The sequence below is a fragment of the Aliivibrio finisterrensis genome (assembly GCF_008933155.1).
Taxonomy (GTDB): domain Bacteria; phylum Pseudomonadota; class Gammaproteobacteria; order Enterobacterales; family Vibrionaceae; genus Aliivibrio; species Aliivibrio finisterrensis.
In genome coordinates this window covers 1-17802 of the sequence record NZ_WBVP01000019.1, presented here as the reverse complement: position 1 = coordinate 17802, position 17802 = coordinate 1, and the positions used below count along the sequence as shown (strand labels likewise).

Below are 17802 nucleotides of genomic sequence, written 5' to 3'. Positions count from 1 at the left end.
TCTTGGTACTATTTTTGTTTAGAGAGTTTTCTGCGTAAGAAACCAAACCCAAACAATGAAGCCAGCGCAAAAAAGTTAAATGATGCTGCTTTTTCATACTCGAGTGAAATAACGATAGGATCATGATCGGATGCTGAATACATGTCATTGTATTTCGCCATGTCCCCCGTGTATTTCGGGCTGTATTCAAATAAATTACTTTCTGCTGCATTAATGTGCCAATCTTCAATTTCAGTAATACGTTCAACCAGTGATTCATTGGCTAAGGCGTGGTCAAGATTACCTAATTCACCAGAGTAGGTGTAAGAGAAGGTCTCTGTGCCATGTAGGTGTGTGTTTAGGTTGATATAACCATAACCTTGGGTTATTTGGCTGCCCGTTTCTTCATAAGGGAGTGGGTTACCTTCTTTATCAGTACCGAGTGTGGTGTAAGCTGCAGTAAAGATATCTCGGTTGTATTTCTCTTGGCTGTAATCGGTTAGTGTTAGTAGGGGATCTTCCATGCCATAGGCGTTCATATCACCTAGGATTAGAATATCGCCTTTAACGGTTTCAAGATCATCACCAATGGCTTTCGCTGCGGATACTCTAAAGCGGTTACAGTTACCTTGTAGGTCGGCTGGGTCGTTGTCTTCTTCAAAATTCTGCCATTGCTCGATACATTCTGAGCCTTTTGATTTTAGATGATTAACCACGACGGTTAATGGCTCCTTGGCTTCTTTAACCATGAATTCTTGCACTAGGCTATGACGTTGGTATTTGTCATAAGCAGGGTTAAATTCAATGGTGCCATTGTTGTCTCGAGTAATGGTGTTTTCGGCAATGTGTTGTTCTGGTGTTTTGATAACACGCGCTTTGCCTTTGAGTTTCACTTCACTTGGACGGTAAAGCAGGGCAACCATAATGGCATCTGAGCCTAAGTATTCGCCTTGGTACTTGTCTTTGTTTTTAATCTCAACGTATTTGTAGTGATCTTCTTCATCTTCAAATTGTGCATTTAATGCAGTGGTTAGATCATTAATCGCACTGTTTTCACCAAAGCCATTATTTTCTACTTCCATTAAACCAATAATATCGGCATCAATAGCAACGAGTGCAGATAAGATTTTTGCTTGTTGAACAGCAAAATCATCGGCATTAACGGCACCACGATTTTGGCCTATTGGATTTTGGTCACCACCGATAGCGACAGAGGTGAAGTAATTAAGTACATTAAAGCTCGTAATTGTTATGTCTTCACTAGTATCGGCTAAGGTTTCATTACCGATGCTTGGTTTATCTGTTCGCTCAACATTAAATAGTGTTGAGCCATCATCGTTCAGAGCTTGAGTAATAACATTGTTTTGTGTGATGGTATTTGAGGCAACTAAACGATATTGACCGTAAGAGTAAGCGATAACTCCTTCTAAGCCTTCAATACGTGCGCCTAAGCGTAGATAGGAATCCGCACTACCGTCTTGGTCGATATCAGTTCCAAAATCAGGGAAGTAAGGTACTTTTCCGTTCGCGGCTTTGTTATCAGATTCAATAGTAATTTGGCGTTTTGCATTTTCTTCTGCTAATGCAATGGCTTCAGGGCTTTCTGCAGCAAATAACTGTGTTGGTTTAAATAGTGGTTCACCATGAGATAGCACCATGTTGTTACGCTTGCTACCATAATCAAAGCTAAAGTTTCGTGTAATACGCAGATCTGAATGAGAAGTGAGTTGTACTTTCATTCCTTCATGACGTTCTAATGCGTCTGCTAGTGTTTCGCCTTCATTAATAACGAGTTTGTTGACCTTCGCTGGAGATTCAGTCTTTTGAACTACATAGTTATTGGTATCAGGCTTTAGTTGTGTTTGGTTATAGTATTCTTGAACTTTGGCTTTTACACACACAATAGCACCAGGTTGGATCTCTTGTGATGGCGCACTGCCTGTGCTTACGAAGATACCTTCTGAGCTGTTGGGATCAAAATCATCATTCAAGCCCTGTAAATAAAAGCCTTTTAACAAGCTTTCACCACGCGCAGTCACAATACCTTGAACAAAGTACTCTTCTTCAGAAATAAACCCACTGGTCACTAGAGGCGATTTGCTGCCTGTGCCTTGAATTTGATTAATTTCAGTAAAGGTTGGAGAGGAGCCAGAATCTGTTTCACAAGCAAATGGAGGAGGTGGCGTTACGCCTTCTTGATATTTACCAAGCCCTTCAATATTGTCTTTTGGTTTTTCAAGCCACATAGAGGCATTAAATGTGGTACTTGGGGTTAAATCAGCTCGAACAAAACTCTTATCTTTGCCCCAATCTACATCGCCATCAATACCAATTCGATCATGCTCTACGCCATCTTTAAACAGCATATAAGTTTCGTCGCCATTGTGATTTACAATGCTTTCAGTACTGTTTGTTACGGTTAGGATTGAGTCAGATGATCTACTGTTTGAAATAACGTAAACGCTTTTTGCATCTAAGGTAATGGAGGATAAATCGAGATCATTTTTCCATTCGTTTAACCCATTGTATTTGGATTTAAGAACGTAACCAGAGAGTGATATCGCGTTGTCACCAGTATTACTAATTTCTAATGATTTATTGTAACTTCCGCCTTCAACATATTGAGAAATTATAATTTCTGCGTATGCATTACTAGAGAGGGCTAAGCCAACAGCCATAGCGATAGAGGTTTTTAATTGAGGTCTTTTCATTTCACTGCTTTCCGTAGTCATGTTATATGAATTGATGTTTCTTATTTGTTTTATCTATAATTTAAAGCTCTCATATTGATATGTTATAAACATTACTTTTGCATGAATAATGTGAGACTAAGCAGTGTCGTTACGCTATTAATTTGGCAGAAGTCAATTTAATAACAAAAATAGTAATAGTGTATATACAAACAGGTCCTGTTGAGTGGATGCAAACAAATATGCATTACTTAAAGTAAGATTACATTGAATGTAGATATGGATCGTAGAGAAAGGGATAACTATGGAGTAGGTCTTTTTCTGTATAAATAATATGCAATGATGGTTCATCAATGAACAGTATTATTTATATATAGGAGATCATTAAATGAAAAAGGTCCAACTCTCAACACTTGTTGCTTTGGGAGCACTTTCTCAACCTGTTATTGCTTTAGATGAGCCAAACACAGCCACAATTGCGATTTCACTGGCGATGAATTACGAGAGTTCAGTTGATATTGATGCCTACTGGTTGAGTGAAAAACTCGATGGCATAAGGGCCTACTGGTCTGGTTCTGAGCTGTTAACTCGAAAAGGACACAAATTGCACGCGCCAGATTGGTTTACCGATCCTTTGCCTGATCACCCTATTGATGGGGAGCTATGGGCAGGTCGTGGTGGTTTTCAAAAGGTAGCGAGAACGGTACTTGATTCAGAGCCAGATGAAGACTCTTGGCGAGATATTCGTTTTATGATGTTTGACTTACCTAGCTCTGCGGGGATGTTTCCAAAACGGTACTATGAATTATCAACCATGATTAAAGCGCTTGATATTCCACATTTAAAATTAGTAGATCAACATCCGATAAGCTCTGAAGAAATGCTGTTTGATGTATTAGAAGATATTTCAGCACGAAAAGGGGAAGGGGTAATGTTGAGAAGAGTTGATACTGTATACCGTCCAGGACGACATGATGATTTGATTAAACTGAAAAAACATCAGGATGCAGAAGCAATTGTTATTGGCTATACCGCAGGAAAAGGAAAGTATCGGGGTATGGTTGGGGCATTGATATTGAAAATGCCAGATGGAAAAGAATTTAAGATCGGCAGTGGGTTAACGCAAGCGTTAAGAGAAGAACCGCCTAAATTGGGGCAGCAAATTACTTACCGATATAATGGCTATACAGACAACGGAATACCTAAATTTGCACGATATCTTGCGGTGCGAGAAGGGTATTAACGATAGAGTGCTTATTTTAGATGCACTCTATCTTTGAGGGGGATTGTTGAAAAATGATTAAGCGATTATTGGCTTGACGCTATCACGCACGACTAAAGTCGGCTCAAGCTGTATTACATGATTAGTTTCTGATTTGGTTTGGATTTTTTCCAATAATGAATCAACGGCTTGCTGCCCTAATCGGTGCTTTGGTTGGTGGATAGTGGTTAATGACGGCGTAATGTATTTGGCCATTTTTATATCATCATAACCAACAATTGAAATGTCATTAGGCACTGAAATGCCTTTTTTACTCGCGCAATTAATGACACCCATTGCCATCATGTCATTGGATACAAAGAGTGCGGTAGGTAACTTCCCTCGACGATGAAGTTCATTAAAAGCGGCTTCACCACCTTCACATTCAAAGTCACCAGAGGCAATCCATTCTTTATTGATCTCTAATCCTGATTCTTCCATTGCTTGCACAAAGCCACTTAAACGTTGTTGTGCTTGTAGCTTATTAAGAGGGCCAGTTAAACAACCAATTTCAGTATGACCTTGTTCAATTAGGTGTTTTGTTGCTAAATAACCCCCGTGGTGGGAGTTATCTTGGATTTTATCGCTTGGAAAATCAATCAGGCCCCAATCCATTACCACGGTTGGTACAGCTTGGTAACGAGAGAATAACTCAAGCACTTGGTTTTCAATTTCGGTACACATCAGCAATAAGCCATCAACGCGCTTTTGCAGTAGGGTATCTAAACTTGAATGGACACGCTTTGCATCGCCTTCGGTATTGCATAGGATGAGGTTATAGCCCATTTCATAACAACGTCGCTCAACGCCTTTTACGACTTCACCAAAGAAGGGGTTGGTAGAAGTCGTAACTAACATACCAAAGGTTTTTGTATGATTGACTTTTAAGCTACGAGCGAGTGCAGAGGGGGCATAATTTAGCTCTGTGACTGCGGTCATTACTCGTTCAGAAATGTCTTCACTAACAAAGCGTGTTTTATTTAAAACATGACTTACTGTAGAGGTTGAGACACTTGCATGTTTGGCTACATCTTTGATTGTTGCCATAAATTCAATCCTTTATTTATGTCTTTATGAGCAAATCACAAAGGTATTTTGCTCATAAAGACATCAAAATCGGTATTAATGCTCTAGTAAAAAACGTTCTACTTCTGTAATAGAAGGAATTGAGGTTTGAGCACCCATTCGAGTTACTGAGATTGCCGCCGCAGCATGAGCAAATTTGATTGCATCGTCCAATTTACGGCCAGACTGTAATCCTGTTAAAAACGCGCCATTAAAAGTATCACCGGCACCTGTTGTGTCAGTTGCTTGTACTTTGAAGCCTTCAACTTGGCGACCAGAACCATTTTGGCTTATCCATACCCCTTTACTGCCAAGGGTGATCATTACCGTTTCAATACCCTTTGCATGAAGGGCGTCAGCAGCCAGTTGAGCACTTGCCATATCGGTTACTTCAATGCCTGTTAGTAATTCAGCTTCTGTCTCATTTGGAGTAATCATATCAACAAGTTGCAATAAGTCATCACTTAATTGATGCGCAGGGGCTGGGTTTAATACGACTTTAGTACCTGCGGCTTTGGCAACTTGTGCCGCTTTTTCGATGGTTTCAATAGGGGTTTCAAGCTGCATTAATAGGGTATCAGCCGCTTCAATTAATCCGTGATGAGGGGCAATGCGCTCTGCTGTTAGTCGTGCGTTTGCTTCGGCGGAGATACAGATGCTGTTTTCACCCGTTGCAGCCACTTGGATCATTGCAATGCCTGTTGGGGTGTTTTCTTCTATCATTACGGCTTGGGTATTAATGCCATCGATTTTAAATGCTTCAATCATTTGGTGACCAAAGCTGTCGTCACCTACGCTTGCGATAAATGCGATATCAGCGCCTAAACGGGCTGCAGCAACGGCTTGGTTTGCGCCTTTTCCTCCCGGAATAACGGAATAACTGTGGCCGTGTAACGTCTCCCCTGGACGTGGGAAAGAAGCAACTTGAAGAACGTGGTCTGCGTTTACGCTACCTAAAACAACTAATTTATTCATAATGCGCCTTTATCTTTTTGGTTAATTCCTGATGTATTAGGATCAGGAATTACAATTAATTAAATGAGGGTAATAGGTTAAAAAACCACACCAGATTGAAAAATCACATTGGCATAAGGGGTGCATTCCCCAGTACGAACGATGGCTTTACTTTGATGAGTGCGCGTTTTAAATGTTTCATGAGGCAGATAAGAAATGGCAATTGGCTTCTCTCTTAATGCTTCTTCTATTTCAATCAAGCGGAGTAATTCTGCATGGCATTCTGGGCTGATGGTTTTAAATTCTTCAGCAAGGATAACGCCTTCAATTTGCATCTCAGAAAGGGTCGCTTTTACGGTATCAATAAACGTAGGAATGCCTTTAATTAACGCTAAATCAATGCGTTTAGATGGGGCAGGAATAGGCAACCCAGCATCGCAAATGGTGATTTCGTCAGTATGACCCAGAGTGGCAATACAATGGGATAAATCGGCGTTGAGAAGCGTGTTCTTTTTCATAAATAATCCTTAATATTATGGATACAACCACCATCGAAACGTTTCGATGGTTATTTTAAGCGAATGCAAACAGGATTTCATCCAATAATATAACTAAGTGTGATCGACCTTTACATATTGTGCTTTTAGCGGATAAGCGTGACTTTATTTGTGACAAATCCCCGTACGAACCGAGAAATGACGCTCTTCATTAGGTTGCAAATAGAGCAAAGTTCCTTTCTCTTTTGCCGTAAGAAACCCTTCAGGACGACAAGTTGCAGGCAATGCGTAAGCCGCCACTTGTTGATCGCCATTGTATAAAATCCATCGAGTCGCGCTGTTAAATTCAGCGGTACTAAACTCAGTTAGGAGACGGTGTTCGCCAATATCCATTTGGAAAGAAGCGGTTTCACCGTATTGAGAAAGATTATCCATAAAATAAACGATTTCAGGATCATACATCTCTGGTTTGTTGAGGGTATGAATGGGTGATGATACTTTTAATTCGTCATTATAAGCTTTCCATTGCTCTGTTGGTTTAACATGAGCAGGGATGCTTTCTCGTAGTGTTATGCCATTATCTGGAATGGTTTGCGTCATCAGGGCATCAGCAAAATACGCGCAATTAATATGACACATATACTGGAGTGGCATCGGTACGCTGGCGAGATTTTTTACGCTCATATTAATGTCAAATAGACTGCTGTCTTTCTTTAATGATACAGAAGGTGTGGCAAGGTAATGGTCACCAAAACCCATGACGTATTCATAGGTTCCTTTTAATGTAATGCAGTCTGAATCAATCTCTAACCATGCTTGATCCATCGAAGCGCATGGCATTTCACCATGCAGTGGATGCGTGTCTAATGGCGTAGGGCAACCCATGCTGATCATGCCAGCGTGAAATGCAAAGCAGCCGTAGGTTTCAATAATCGTTTTTGCAGGCTTTGGTTCACGAAACATATTTTTCATGCAGAGATCGATATTTAAAAACTCCGCATCCCAAATCATTTGTCCCATAAAAGGCAAAACAATAAGGTGGCCTTGTGAGTTTTGAATTTCAATGGCCTCAACACCTGACTGATAAGTAAATGTACTTACCTGGAAATCCGTTGAGCTGATTAAGGAATTTTTTTCTGATTTGAAAAGCGTTTTTGATAATGGGATAGTGAACATAGGGCAACTCGTTAATCAATGGGCCAACCATCAAGTGGTGGCCCTAGTTGGATTGATAGGTTATGCACTTACTGTATTGTTATAAGTGAAGGCTTGTTTGTGTTTCTTTTCATTCATGAAGTAAAAGAAAACAACAGAGAAACATACGGCATTCACGATAAAGGACGATTGCATACCAATAGAGTCTGCCAGTAGACCTTGAACGACAGGGATAGCAGCACCACCAATGATGGACATAACCACAAATCCGCCCGCGGTTTCAGTATAACGTGTATCAACCGATTGTAATGTTGATGCGAAGATCGTTGCCCAACAAGGTGCGAACAGCGCTGAAGTACCAACAGCAAACCATACTGCGCTAAAATCATTTACGAAGGTAACGTATAACAGACACACAACACCTATCGCCGAGTAGCCCATTAATACATTTTCTTGAGAAGTCTTAGTAAATAGGTAGTTAGCAACCAGTTTACCTAAAAAGTACATAATGAATGCATACAGTAAATAGTTGGCGGCATCGCGTTCTACCATGGTGTGGTCAAGATCAAGCGCTAAACGAATCGTGAATGACCATACTGCGACTTGCATACCTACATAAGCAAATTGTGTGATGATACCTTTAAAGAATCGTTTGTTATTCATAAGGTACGTCAGTGTTTCACCAAATGATGGTTGTGCAGTTTGTGTTGTTTGTCCCATTGTTGATTTACATTTCGGGTATTCTGTAATTGCAATTAAGGTCGCAACGGTAGCAATAATACCAACCAACCATTTGTATGGTGTCAGTGTTTGCTGCAGTACTTGTACTTTAAAGGCTTCAAGCTCGGCACCTGTTAACGTATTCATCATGTGTTCTACGTCAACGCCTTCTTGAAAGATAAGGTATTTACCAAGTAATAGACCAATAATGTAGCCCATTGCATTGATGGTGTGAGAGATATTTAATCGTAATGTTGCACGCTCAGGTTCACCGATCATGGCTGAATAGGTATTACAAGAGGTTTCTAAGAATGAGAGACCAATGGCAATGCAGAAAATAGCTGCTAAAAACATGGTGTAAGTACCTGCCAATGAAGCAGGGAAGAACATTAAGCAACCTAAAATGTATAAGCCTAAGCCCAGCAGAATGGCAAATTTATAAGACGCCTTTTTAACGACCATTGATGCAGGAATAGCAACAAGGAAATAAGCACCATAAAATGCAGATTGAACTAAAGCAGAAGCAAAATTGGATAGATCAAAAATAGCTCTAAATTGTGTAATCAGTACATCATTTAGCGCAGCTGCTGCAGACCAAAGTGCAAAAACGGAAGATAATAACAAGAACTGAAAAATAGGTGTCTTATTTAAGAATCCGTCAGGATGTTGAGTAGTACTATTTTTAATAAACATAATGTTTCATCCATTTATTTTATCATTCAGAATGCACTGAATAATCTGTTCTACATTTAGAAGATGCAAGCCAGTAAAGACTGGAGACATGCATAATTTATTTTAAAATCTACATCTCTATTCTGAGTTTTATTATGAAACAACACTCATCGAAACGTTTCGATGGCATAGTAGAACGAATTATTTAATTGGCTAGAGGCAAAGCATCAAGCTGTGAATGAGATCGATTCTTTGTTGAAAAAAAACGCACAAAAAGATGGTGTGATCACATTTTAATTGGGGATATAAGGGGGATGTTAAGTCATGCAATTGAGTTTATTGCTCGCAGTGTGTTGCGTTTTGGCGCAAGCACCAATTAAATAAAAAGCCTAAATTGCTCTATTTTTAATCTCATGTATACTCACAATTGAAGGGGTACTATGTACCTCATTTTACTATCGAGAAGGATAGGGCTATTAGCCATGCAATCAAATGAAGACGCTAGTTTCTATATTGAAAAATGAGGTACAACCATGAGTAGTATTGCAGATGACATCATTAAATCACTAGAACAAGCGGTTGAAATAAAAAAAGGAAATTTGGAAGGTAACGTTACACGTTATGAAATAGCAGACGTAAAGGCCATCCGAGAACAGTTACATGTAACGCAAAAAGAGTTGGCACAGGCAATGGATGTTAGCGTTGATACCGTGAAAAGTTGGGAGCAAGGAAGACGTAACCCAACAGGTTTAGCCAGTAAGGTACTTAATTTATTAAGCAAAGAACCTGAATTGTATTCTAAATTTTCGGATCAAGTGTAGAGTCTGAATAATTCGCCCAAGAATCAGTTCATTATCTAGTCGTCAGCTTCTTACTGACGGTTAAATATTGCACTCTAATCAACATATGATTCGTTTTGGTTACGCTACGATGATGGGGGAAAATATATTACTTTTAAATGTGCAATCTCTAGGAACTAAAACTTCAATTGAATATCGAATGACTACTTATACTTCAGTATAACGAATAGATTGGCGTTTATTATTTTAGAAATTTAACATTGAGGTTGAATAATGCGTGTAACCAATTGTCTTTATTTAGGTTTTGTTTTATGTAATGCACCCTCAGCTATGGCTGAGTTAGAGACGACGGTGGTCGTTAAGGGAGATAAGTTCGTCTATGAAGGGGATATCTCTGACGACGCTAATGAAACGCTGTTGTCGTTATATAAAAATAATGGACAGATTAAAACATTAGAAATTAAGAGTTATGGTGGAGAAATTAACCTTGGGATGGATCTCGGTGAGTTTGTTTATAAAAATAACTTAACCGTTGAAGTGAACGATTATTGTTTTTCATCATGCGCAAATTATGTATTTCCAAGCGGAAAAAGAAAAGTAATAAGTAACCGTGCTGTTATTGGTTTTCATGGTGGGGCAAGCAGTAACGAGTTTGATTATAGTGAGTTCGAAAAGGAGCTGGCGAGTTTATCTACTCAACAGCGTGAAGAGACATTAAATGAAATGACTAAATACATGGAAAAATCCACAAAACGTGAAGCGGATTTCTATTCCATGATGGGGGTTGATCAAAGGATCACGACATTGGGCCAAAGTGCGGCTTTTTCTCTGTTTGACGGAGAAGATTATGATGGTTGGTATTACTCAATATCAGCTTTAAACAAATTAGGTGTAGATAACGTCTTTGTGATTGATCCTCCCTGGGAATATAAACCAATCAGAAGTGATTTAACGCTTTTTGAAATTGATGCGGATAAGTTTTAACACACAAAGTTACTGAGAATTATTTGGTGTATTAAAAAATAGGTATTTATAATGGCTTTGTGATTTTGGCTAATATCTAGCTGTTTATTAAAGAGAGAGTAGATAGTGAACAATTATTTCGAAAGCCCTTTTATTGGTAAGTCATTAAAAGAGCAAGTAACTAACCCCAATATTATTGTTGGTGAGCACAGTTACTATTCTGGTTATTACCATAATCACAGCTTTGATGATTGTGCTCGCTATTTGCTTTCTGATAGAACAGATATTGATAAGCTAATTATTGGTAGTTATTGTTCTATTGGGTCAGGCGCTGTTTTTATGATGGCAGGAAACCAAGGACACCAACATAAATGGGTAAGCTCCTTTCCATTTTTCTATCAAGATAACGATAACGATAACTTTGCTGATGCTAAAGATGGCTTTGAACGTGCTGGTGATACCGTTATTGGTAATGATGTTTGGATTGGTACAGAAGCAATGATCATGAGTGGTGTCACTGTGGGTGATGGTGCAATCATAGCAAGTCGTGCTGTGGTGACTAAAGATGTAGAACCATACTCCATTGTGGGTTCAAATCCGGCTAAACATATCCGCTATCGTTTTACAGAGACTGAGATTGCTCAGCTAGTAGAAATGAAGTGGTGGCAGTGGAGTGAAGAGAAAATTAAAGGTGCAATGGACTTACTGTGTTCGTCTGATATTAATGGCCTTTACGCGTATTGGAAAAAAACGATTTAATTAACCGTAGAGGGCATAAATAAGCTAAAATAACCGGCTATTATTTTAGCTTTGAGCCCTTTATATTCATGAGCACGACGACAGCACCAGCCAACTTTGCAGAACTTGGCCTTATTTCACCATTGTTAGCACGATTAACAGAGTTGGAATATCAACAGCCAACGCCTATTCAAGCACAAGCTATCCCAAGTGTATTAGCCGGACGTGATTTAATTGCAGGGGCAAATACAGGCTCAGGTAAAACAGCAACGTTCGCATTGCCTATGTTGCAGCAAATTTTTGAGCAGCAGTCAGGGAAACCCCACAGCAATAAAGGCAATTATGTTACTGGCCTTATCTTAGTTCCTACTCGTGAGCTTGCACAACAAGTCGCTGATAGTATCAAATCATATTCTGCGCATTTTAATGGTGCGATTAAAACGGTGTCTGTGTTTGGTGGTGTATCTGTTAATAAACAAATGCTGAACCTTCGTGGTGGTTGCGACATTTTAGTTGCAACGCCAGGTCGATTACTAGATTTGATCTCAAGTAATGCCATTAAGTTAGATCAAGTAAAAACCTTAGTACTTGATGAAGCCGATAGAATGCTAAGTCTTGGTTTTACTGAAGAATTGTCTCAGCTATTAGCGTTAGCGCCAAAGCAAAAACAAACACTGTTATTTTCAGCGACGTTTCCAGAAGAAGTAGAAACGTTAACTCAGGCATTACTTAATAACCCTGTAGAACTTCAATTACAAAGTGCAGATGCAAGTACGTTAGTACAGCGCGTATTTACCGTTAATAAAGGTGAAAAAACAGCCGTATTAGCGCATTTGATCCATCAGCAGCAGTGGCGCCAAGCGCTTATTTTCGTTAATGCTAAAAATAGCTGTAATCACTTAGCAGATAAGTTATCTAAACGTGGAATTACCGCTGAAGTATTTCATGGTGATAAAGGCCAAGGCGCTCGTAGCCGTGTTCTTGAAGGCTTTAAAGCGGGTGAGATTGATGTACTGATTGCTACAGATATTGCCGCTCGTGGTTTAGATATTGAAAAACTGCCAGTGGTTATCAATTTTGATTTACCAAGAAGCCCAGCAGATTACATGCACCGTATTGGCCGAAGTGGCCGTGCTGGTGAAGTGGGTCTAGCATTATCATTAATTGATTTTGAAGATTACCATCACTTTAAAATTATTGAAAAGAAAAACAAGATCCGACTTGAGCGTGAGCAAGTAGAGGGTTTTGAAGTAGATGAAGAGATCACAGAAGCTTTATTAGAAGCAATTAAACCAGTAGCAAAACCAGAAGGTACTGGTAAGAAGAATAAAAGAAAATACCCAGATAACTGGTAATAAATAGATCACCTAATTAATTACATTGGTATTATTAAAAACACTCGGCACTTCATATTGTCGAGTGTTTTTCTATAGTTAAGAATTTGCCTAACTTAGGAGTGCTTGTGAGAAAATTTTATACAACGGAAGGAGATACGTCTTCCAAAAGACAAAAAGAAACCTATCCTGTATTTTCACTGTGTGAAAACTGTGTGGGTCAATACACGGTCATTAGTGAAGGAGAGAGAACCTATGATGAATGTGCAAAGTGTGGCGCTGACGATTAACTAAAGTGATCTAATTTACGGTTTAATCAATTATCAGTAATCGAATGATAAGATAAGGGAAATAAAATGAGCGCAATTGGCCATTTAATTTGGTTCCTTTTGGTTGTGTTTTTATGAGGCTATACCCATTCAATTGACGATGCAGCCCCCAGTATCTGAACATTATATGTAATTCTGGATACAAGTAAGCTTGTAGCGGTGTAGCTCACACCAAATTCCGTCTTGACGTAAGTAATGTTCTGACTCGTATTGAAATAGATTTCTTAGTTAAATGCTCGATGAGCTGCATGGTCCGAGTTTTAGAAAGTAGACTTTATCTCCCACCATCTCAGGTTTAAGTTTTTCAGAAACAACAAAATCACTAAGATGACGACTAAGCTTAAGAAATTACAGTGCACAGGTAGGTAACTTAGGCGATGATAAAAGCGTTAAACAAGCTTACTGGGTTAGGTATGCCTAAAATTTGTCATATTGACTAAAAAATACATGGACGAGGTTGCTCCAATTTTAAATTAAATACACAACAAAGCCGTATTTGAGGATTAATTTTAAAAATATAGTCTATGGTTATAACTATAGTGAGTTTAAAATCATTCATTTAATGTAAAATATGGCGTTGAAATAAAGTGATGAAAAAGTGTTTTTAAACAATGCTTTATTCAAGAATTTTACTTGTATAGCGCAAAAAAACAATGCCAAGCTCAGATTATACAAAAATGAAGCTCACTGATTCATTCATGTCATGAGGATAATATTTTGTTTAATTTTTTATTTTGGAACAAAATTACATTTTTATTTAAAATGGCAATCGTAACGGCCCTAGCTTTTGGTATCGCTTTTAAGGCGTATGCCCAAGACATCAGTTTGACATACACCCAGCCTCTTGCTGCTGGCACTGAAGTCGGTTTAAACCCGAGTGATGAACTAAGGTATGGCCGCTGGCAAATCGATTGGTATAAAACGGACGGAAACAGTGAGCAGTTATTGAGCAGTAATAGTCCCACAATACAGCTCAACGACAATGATATGAACGTAGGTGAGCGTATATTTGCAAGACTCACATCTGGCAACATCATAATAGACTCAACGCAAACGCCAGCATATCAAACAGCAACAGCTTTCCAATATAACATCCTCAGCGCTCATGATATAAGATTCCCCATTATTGAAAATGGTGAGACGATCACGATTACCTCAAGCAGCTTGCAGATAAATGGCATTGCGGTAAACCGCAATGTGACATATCGATGGTTCGGTACCAATTCAGCAAGTGACTTAGGTGAACCGTACAATAATGTTAACTCACCGATTAATCTGACAAATACGACAAACAGTTACACCGTCGATAGTAGCGGTAGTGCTCGCTATAATGCGGTGGAAATTGCGTTTGTCGATAATAACACGACTATCACCAAAGTCCTGTATTTTGACACTTCTATCGCTCGTTTACCCCTGTCAGAAACTAAATACACAGTATTTGAAGACATCATGCTCAATCAGTTAGATTTAAAAAGCAGTTTAGAGTTATGGCTTGATGTGAATGACTCTAACACACTGTTTACTGATACAGCATGTAGCACACCGGCCAGCGATGGCGATGAGGTAGCATGTTGGAAAGATAAGTCTGGGCTGGATCGGCATGTTTACGACATGAATTATACAGGTAATGGTGGCCTTGCCATACCGACTACTGACAGCGCTGTCGGGGATGCTGGGCGACCAGTGTATAACGCATCATCAATGATGTTTAAAGGTTCTGCCTCACTCGAATTTGAAAGCACAGAATTTGATGCATTAGTGCACAAGCTAGATAGTAGTGATGTATGGTTCGATAATTTTACGCTGATCCAAATCTTAGGATATACAGAAGTAGCCGTGGATTGGTATTCAACCTTCTCAACAAGGACCGTTCAACTAACAGGCTACTCGTGGCCAAATGAACCAAATATGTCGCTACAAATACATCAGTTTGGAGGTAAATATGAAACAAGTTGGCGTGCGTGGCAGCCTAATGATAGCGGTGCAGGTATTAACTACAGCGGGGATTTTGGGGACTGGGAACAAGATGTGTCTCAAGTGCTTGAGTTAAGAAATTCGTGCATGCCAATTCCAAACGCAAACCCTATGCAGGCAAATCGTCAGGAATGTACACAAAACCTATACCGAGAAGGTGAGTTGGTTGACACAAATAGTTTAGACATTGGCGCTGATTCGAGACTCTTTAGTGAGTACGGTATTAATAAAAACCGTGGTGGTCATCTTACTCCGACAGCCTCTCATAGTGAGGTGTTACTGTTTAGAAAATCGCTTTCAGGTTGTGAAGCATTTGTCGTTGGTCGTTACATTGGTTTAAAACTCACACGCGCGATAGGACGGATCCCACAAAGTCAAACTGGCACAGGTTATACCAACGATCTGGAAGTCTTGGGTCACAACGCATCAGCATCAACTGATTGTAATCAAGACTTTTTTGTTGATGTCGGAGCATCCAGCTTTTTACAATTGGGCTTTGACCCTTATTCACCTGTTGACAGTGACTATGATTTAATTAACAAAAATGAGTTTTTGTTGTTTGGGCACGATGACGGAGATTTTTCAACCGTACAGACGAGTCCGAGCGCAACATTACCACCTATTCCATCAGGCTCAACGATCAACAGCTTTGTGGAAAGAAAGTGGCAAGTTGAGTTTGAAAGCCCCAATAACGCACCAGCCCCAATTAAACAGATAACATTGGTATTTAATACGGTTGACTTAGCTTTACAATTATCCAGTGTATCCTACGCCAATCCATATTTGCTGATCCAGCGTGGATCACAGTCGTTAGAAGTTGACGGTCGATATTCAGGTAATAATACCATCACATTTGATCAAGTCGATCTAGAACATGATGATATTGTGCAACTAACTTTCGATCTTAACCAACCGAACCGAGCACCGACTTCGGCGGACGTATCGATTTATGGTCAATCACCTTTTAGCTTTAGTGCCACCGATTTTAGTTATAGCGACCTTGATGGCGATGATTTTTACCGCGTTCGAATAACCAGTGTACCGAGTGAAGGTCAATTAACATTTAATGGCACTATTGTTAATAATGGTGATGAGGTATTGATCAGCGACATTACCGATCTGGTTTACAGTTTTGATCGAAGCGATTCCATGCCACAAAATATGACTTACGAAGTGTCTGATGGTATGGGGTGGTCTAACCCTTATACCTTAACTTTCAATAGTTATGATTTTTTCCAACAAATATCACCGACGTTGAATCAATATAGAATCGGGGATGGTCTAGAGGTTACGACACGTGTTGAAATTAACCGAGTGGAACAGCCCATGGCACAGGTTGATTACATTTGGTGGGCTGTTAGTTCAGTAAACGATACAAATAGCGAATACAGTTCACGTTTTCCTCAGCTAAGTACCGGCACCCGCTTGACCGTCAATAATGATCAATTTGGTCAATATCTCATGTTACAAAGCAGCTATACGATTGCTAATGTCGAAACTATCACAGAGCTGAGTAATTTAGGTCAAGTAGGCGCACTTCAGCCTGATACAAGACCAAATCGACCTTGGCCTAGGCAAATGCAGACTAATAGTCAATATGTCTATGACGGGTTGACTATTACACCATCATTAGTGATAGGAAGTGGTGAAATCAACCCGCCGTTAGTCGAATATTGTTATTACAACAATGATACTGATACGGTGCTACAGGCTTGTGGAAGCAATGATGCGTTTTCTGTTGATAGTACAAGCAGTAGTCTTGCCATTCGCGTTGAAGCGATCATGTCTGATCCAAGCAATACGAACATCGAAAATCAAACATTGTCTACGATATTGACGCCATTAAACAGTAATATCGATCTGAGTCAACCTGTCATTCAACCCTCGCTTAGGTTGATGCCAGGGGTGACCGTCAATTTAGAACCGCCAACGCGTTTTGCAGGCAATACTGTTGTATATCAATGGTATCGTTACCAAAATGGGCAATACACACCTATAGGACAAGATCAAAATAGTTATACTGTGACCTTTGATGACATCGGATTTCAACTCGTGTTACAAGTGGCGGTTAATGATAATGGCACGAATGTATTCTTGACCTCTGGAGTGACTGCAACTGTTAATTTAATAAGTGAGATTGCTCTTTTCCATGAAAGGCCGCTAAGTGAACAAGATGAAATTGGAATAGTAGATCCTAATGCGTTAGAGGATGATATTTCTTCATTGATTAACTTAAATGGTAACTTAACCGCTAGTTATCAGTGGGAGGAAAGTATTAATGGCGTGAATTGGATGGCAATGGGAATGGCTGAACAAATCTATTCACCGCGCCAAAATCTCAATGCAGGTCAATATTATCGGCTGAAGGTCAATATGTCAGAGCCTGGCTTTGGAGGCATGGGAGGTGGCACGACGTACAGCACATACAGTAATGTAAGCTCGCAAGTCCAAAGTACCTTAGGTAATATTGATTATGACATTAACATTGACGCACTCGAGACACCGACAGAAAATATCGAATATCGCGTATATAGCGAATTGACGACAGCGAGTGGGCAAGCCAGTTATAGTACACGACGTCATAACTGGTATCGAGTCAATCAAGGAGGCAGCTTAACGGCGTTATCGACACAAGCGATGTATACCCCGGTTATCGATGACATTGGTTTGA

13 protein-coding genes and 1 pseudogene are annotated in these 17802 nt (G+C 39.6%); 8 read left to right on the top strand and 6 right to left on the bottom strand.

The window, feature by feature from the left end:
- Positions 1–8: 8 nt before the first annotated feature.
- Complete coding sequence (locus F8B77_RS14540) at positions 9–2690, bottom strand: ExeM/NucH family extracellular endonuclease (protein WP_151656106.1); 2682 nt, start codon at positions 2688–2690, stop codon at positions 9–11.
- A gap of 367 nt (positions 2691–3057) precedes the next feature.
- On the opposite strand from F8B77_RS14540, the gene F8B77_RS14535 reads away from it, so the two are divergent.
- Complete coding sequence (locus tag F8B77_RS14535) at positions 3058–3912, top strand: DNA ligase (protein WP_151656104.1); 855 nt, start codon at positions 3058–3060, stop codon at positions 3910–3912.
- 57 nt (positions 3913–3969) lie between these two features.
- Here F8B77_RS14535 and F8B77_RS14530 read toward each other — a convergent pair whose 3' ends face one another.
- From F8B77_RS14530 to fucP, 5 genes are all read right to left on the bottom strand, one after another.
- The gene (locus tag F8B77_RS14530) at positions 3970–4977 is read right to left on the bottom strand and encodes a substrate-binding domain-containing protein (RefSeq protein ID WP_151656102.1); all 1008 of its coding nucleotides are present in this window, start codon (positions 4975–4977) and stop codon (positions 3970–3972) included.
- Positions 4978–5052: 75 nt separating this feature from the next.
- Complete coding sequence (gene rbsK, locus F8B77_RS14525; RefSeq protein WP_151656100.1) at positions 5053–5970, bottom strand: ribokinase; 918 nt, start codon at positions 5968–5970, stop codon at positions 5053–5055.
- 77 nt (positions 5971–6047) lie between these two features.
- Positions 6048–6467, bottom strand: a complete 420-nt coding sequence (gene rbsD, locus F8B77_RS14520; RefSeq protein WP_151656098.1) for a D-ribose pyranase — start codon at positions 6465–6467, stop codon at positions 6048–6050.
- A 144-nt stretch (positions 6468–6611) separates the two neighbouring features.
- Positions 6612–7622 (bottom strand): aldose 1-epimerase family protein, encoded by a 1011-nt coding sequence (locus F8B77_RS14515; protein ID WP_151656096.1) that lies wholly within the window; start codon positions 7620–7622, stop codon positions 6612–6614.
- 60 nt (positions 7623–7682) lie between these two features.
- On the bottom strand, positions 7683–9014 hold the full coding sequence (gene fucP / locus F8B77_RS14510; protein WP_151656094.1) for an L-fucose:H+ symporter permease: 1332 nt from the start codon (positions 9012–9014) through the stop codon (positions 7683–7685).
- 512 nt (positions 9015–9526) lie between these two features.
- Here fucP and nadS point away from each other — a divergent pair.
- From nadS to F8B77_RS14475, 7 genes and pseudogenes are all read left to right on the top strand, one after another.
- On the top strand, positions 9527–9814 hold the full coding sequence (nadS, locus tag F8B77_RS14505; RefSeq protein WP_151656092.1) for a NadS family protein: 288 nt from the start codon (positions 9527–9529) through the stop codon (positions 9812–9814).
- A 252-nt stretch (positions 9815–10066) separates the two neighbouring features.
- Complete coding sequence (locus F8B77_RS14500; RefSeq protein WP_151656090.1) at positions 10067–10777, top strand: Clp protease/crotonase-like domain-containing protein; 711 nt, start codon at positions 10067–10069, stop codon at positions 10775–10777.
- Between the two features lie 105 nt (positions 10778–10882).
- The gene (gene catB / locus F8B77_RS14495) at positions 10883–11515 is read left to right on the top strand and encodes a type B chloramphenicol O-acetyltransferase (RefSeq protein WP_151656088.1); all 633 of its coding nucleotides are present in this window, start codon (positions 10883–10885) and stop codon (positions 11513–11515) included.
- Positions 11516–11583: 68 nt separating this feature from the next.
- Positions 11584–12849 carry a DEAD/DEAH box helicase gene (locus tag F8B77_RS14490; protein WP_151656086.1) on the top strand — a complete coding sequence of 422 codons (1266 nt, stop codon included), beginning with the start codon at positions 11584–11586 and terminating at the stop codon, positions 12847–12849.
- Between the two features lie 107 nt (positions 12850–12956).
- A complete protein-coding gene (locus F8B77_RS14485; protein WP_151656084.1) occupies positions 12957–13118 on the top strand; it encodes a hypothetical protein in 162 nt (53 codons plus the stop codon).
- A gap of 370 nt (positions 13119–13488) precedes the next feature.
- Positions 13489–13597, top strand: a pseudogene (locus F8B77_RS18060) (IS5/IS1182 family transposase); the annotation flags it as partial.
- A gap of 277 nt (positions 13598–13874) precedes the next feature.
- On the top strand, positions 13875–17802 hold a 3928-nt coding region (locus tag F8B77_RS14475; RefSeq protein WP_151656082.1), incomplete at its 3' end, for a hypothetical protein.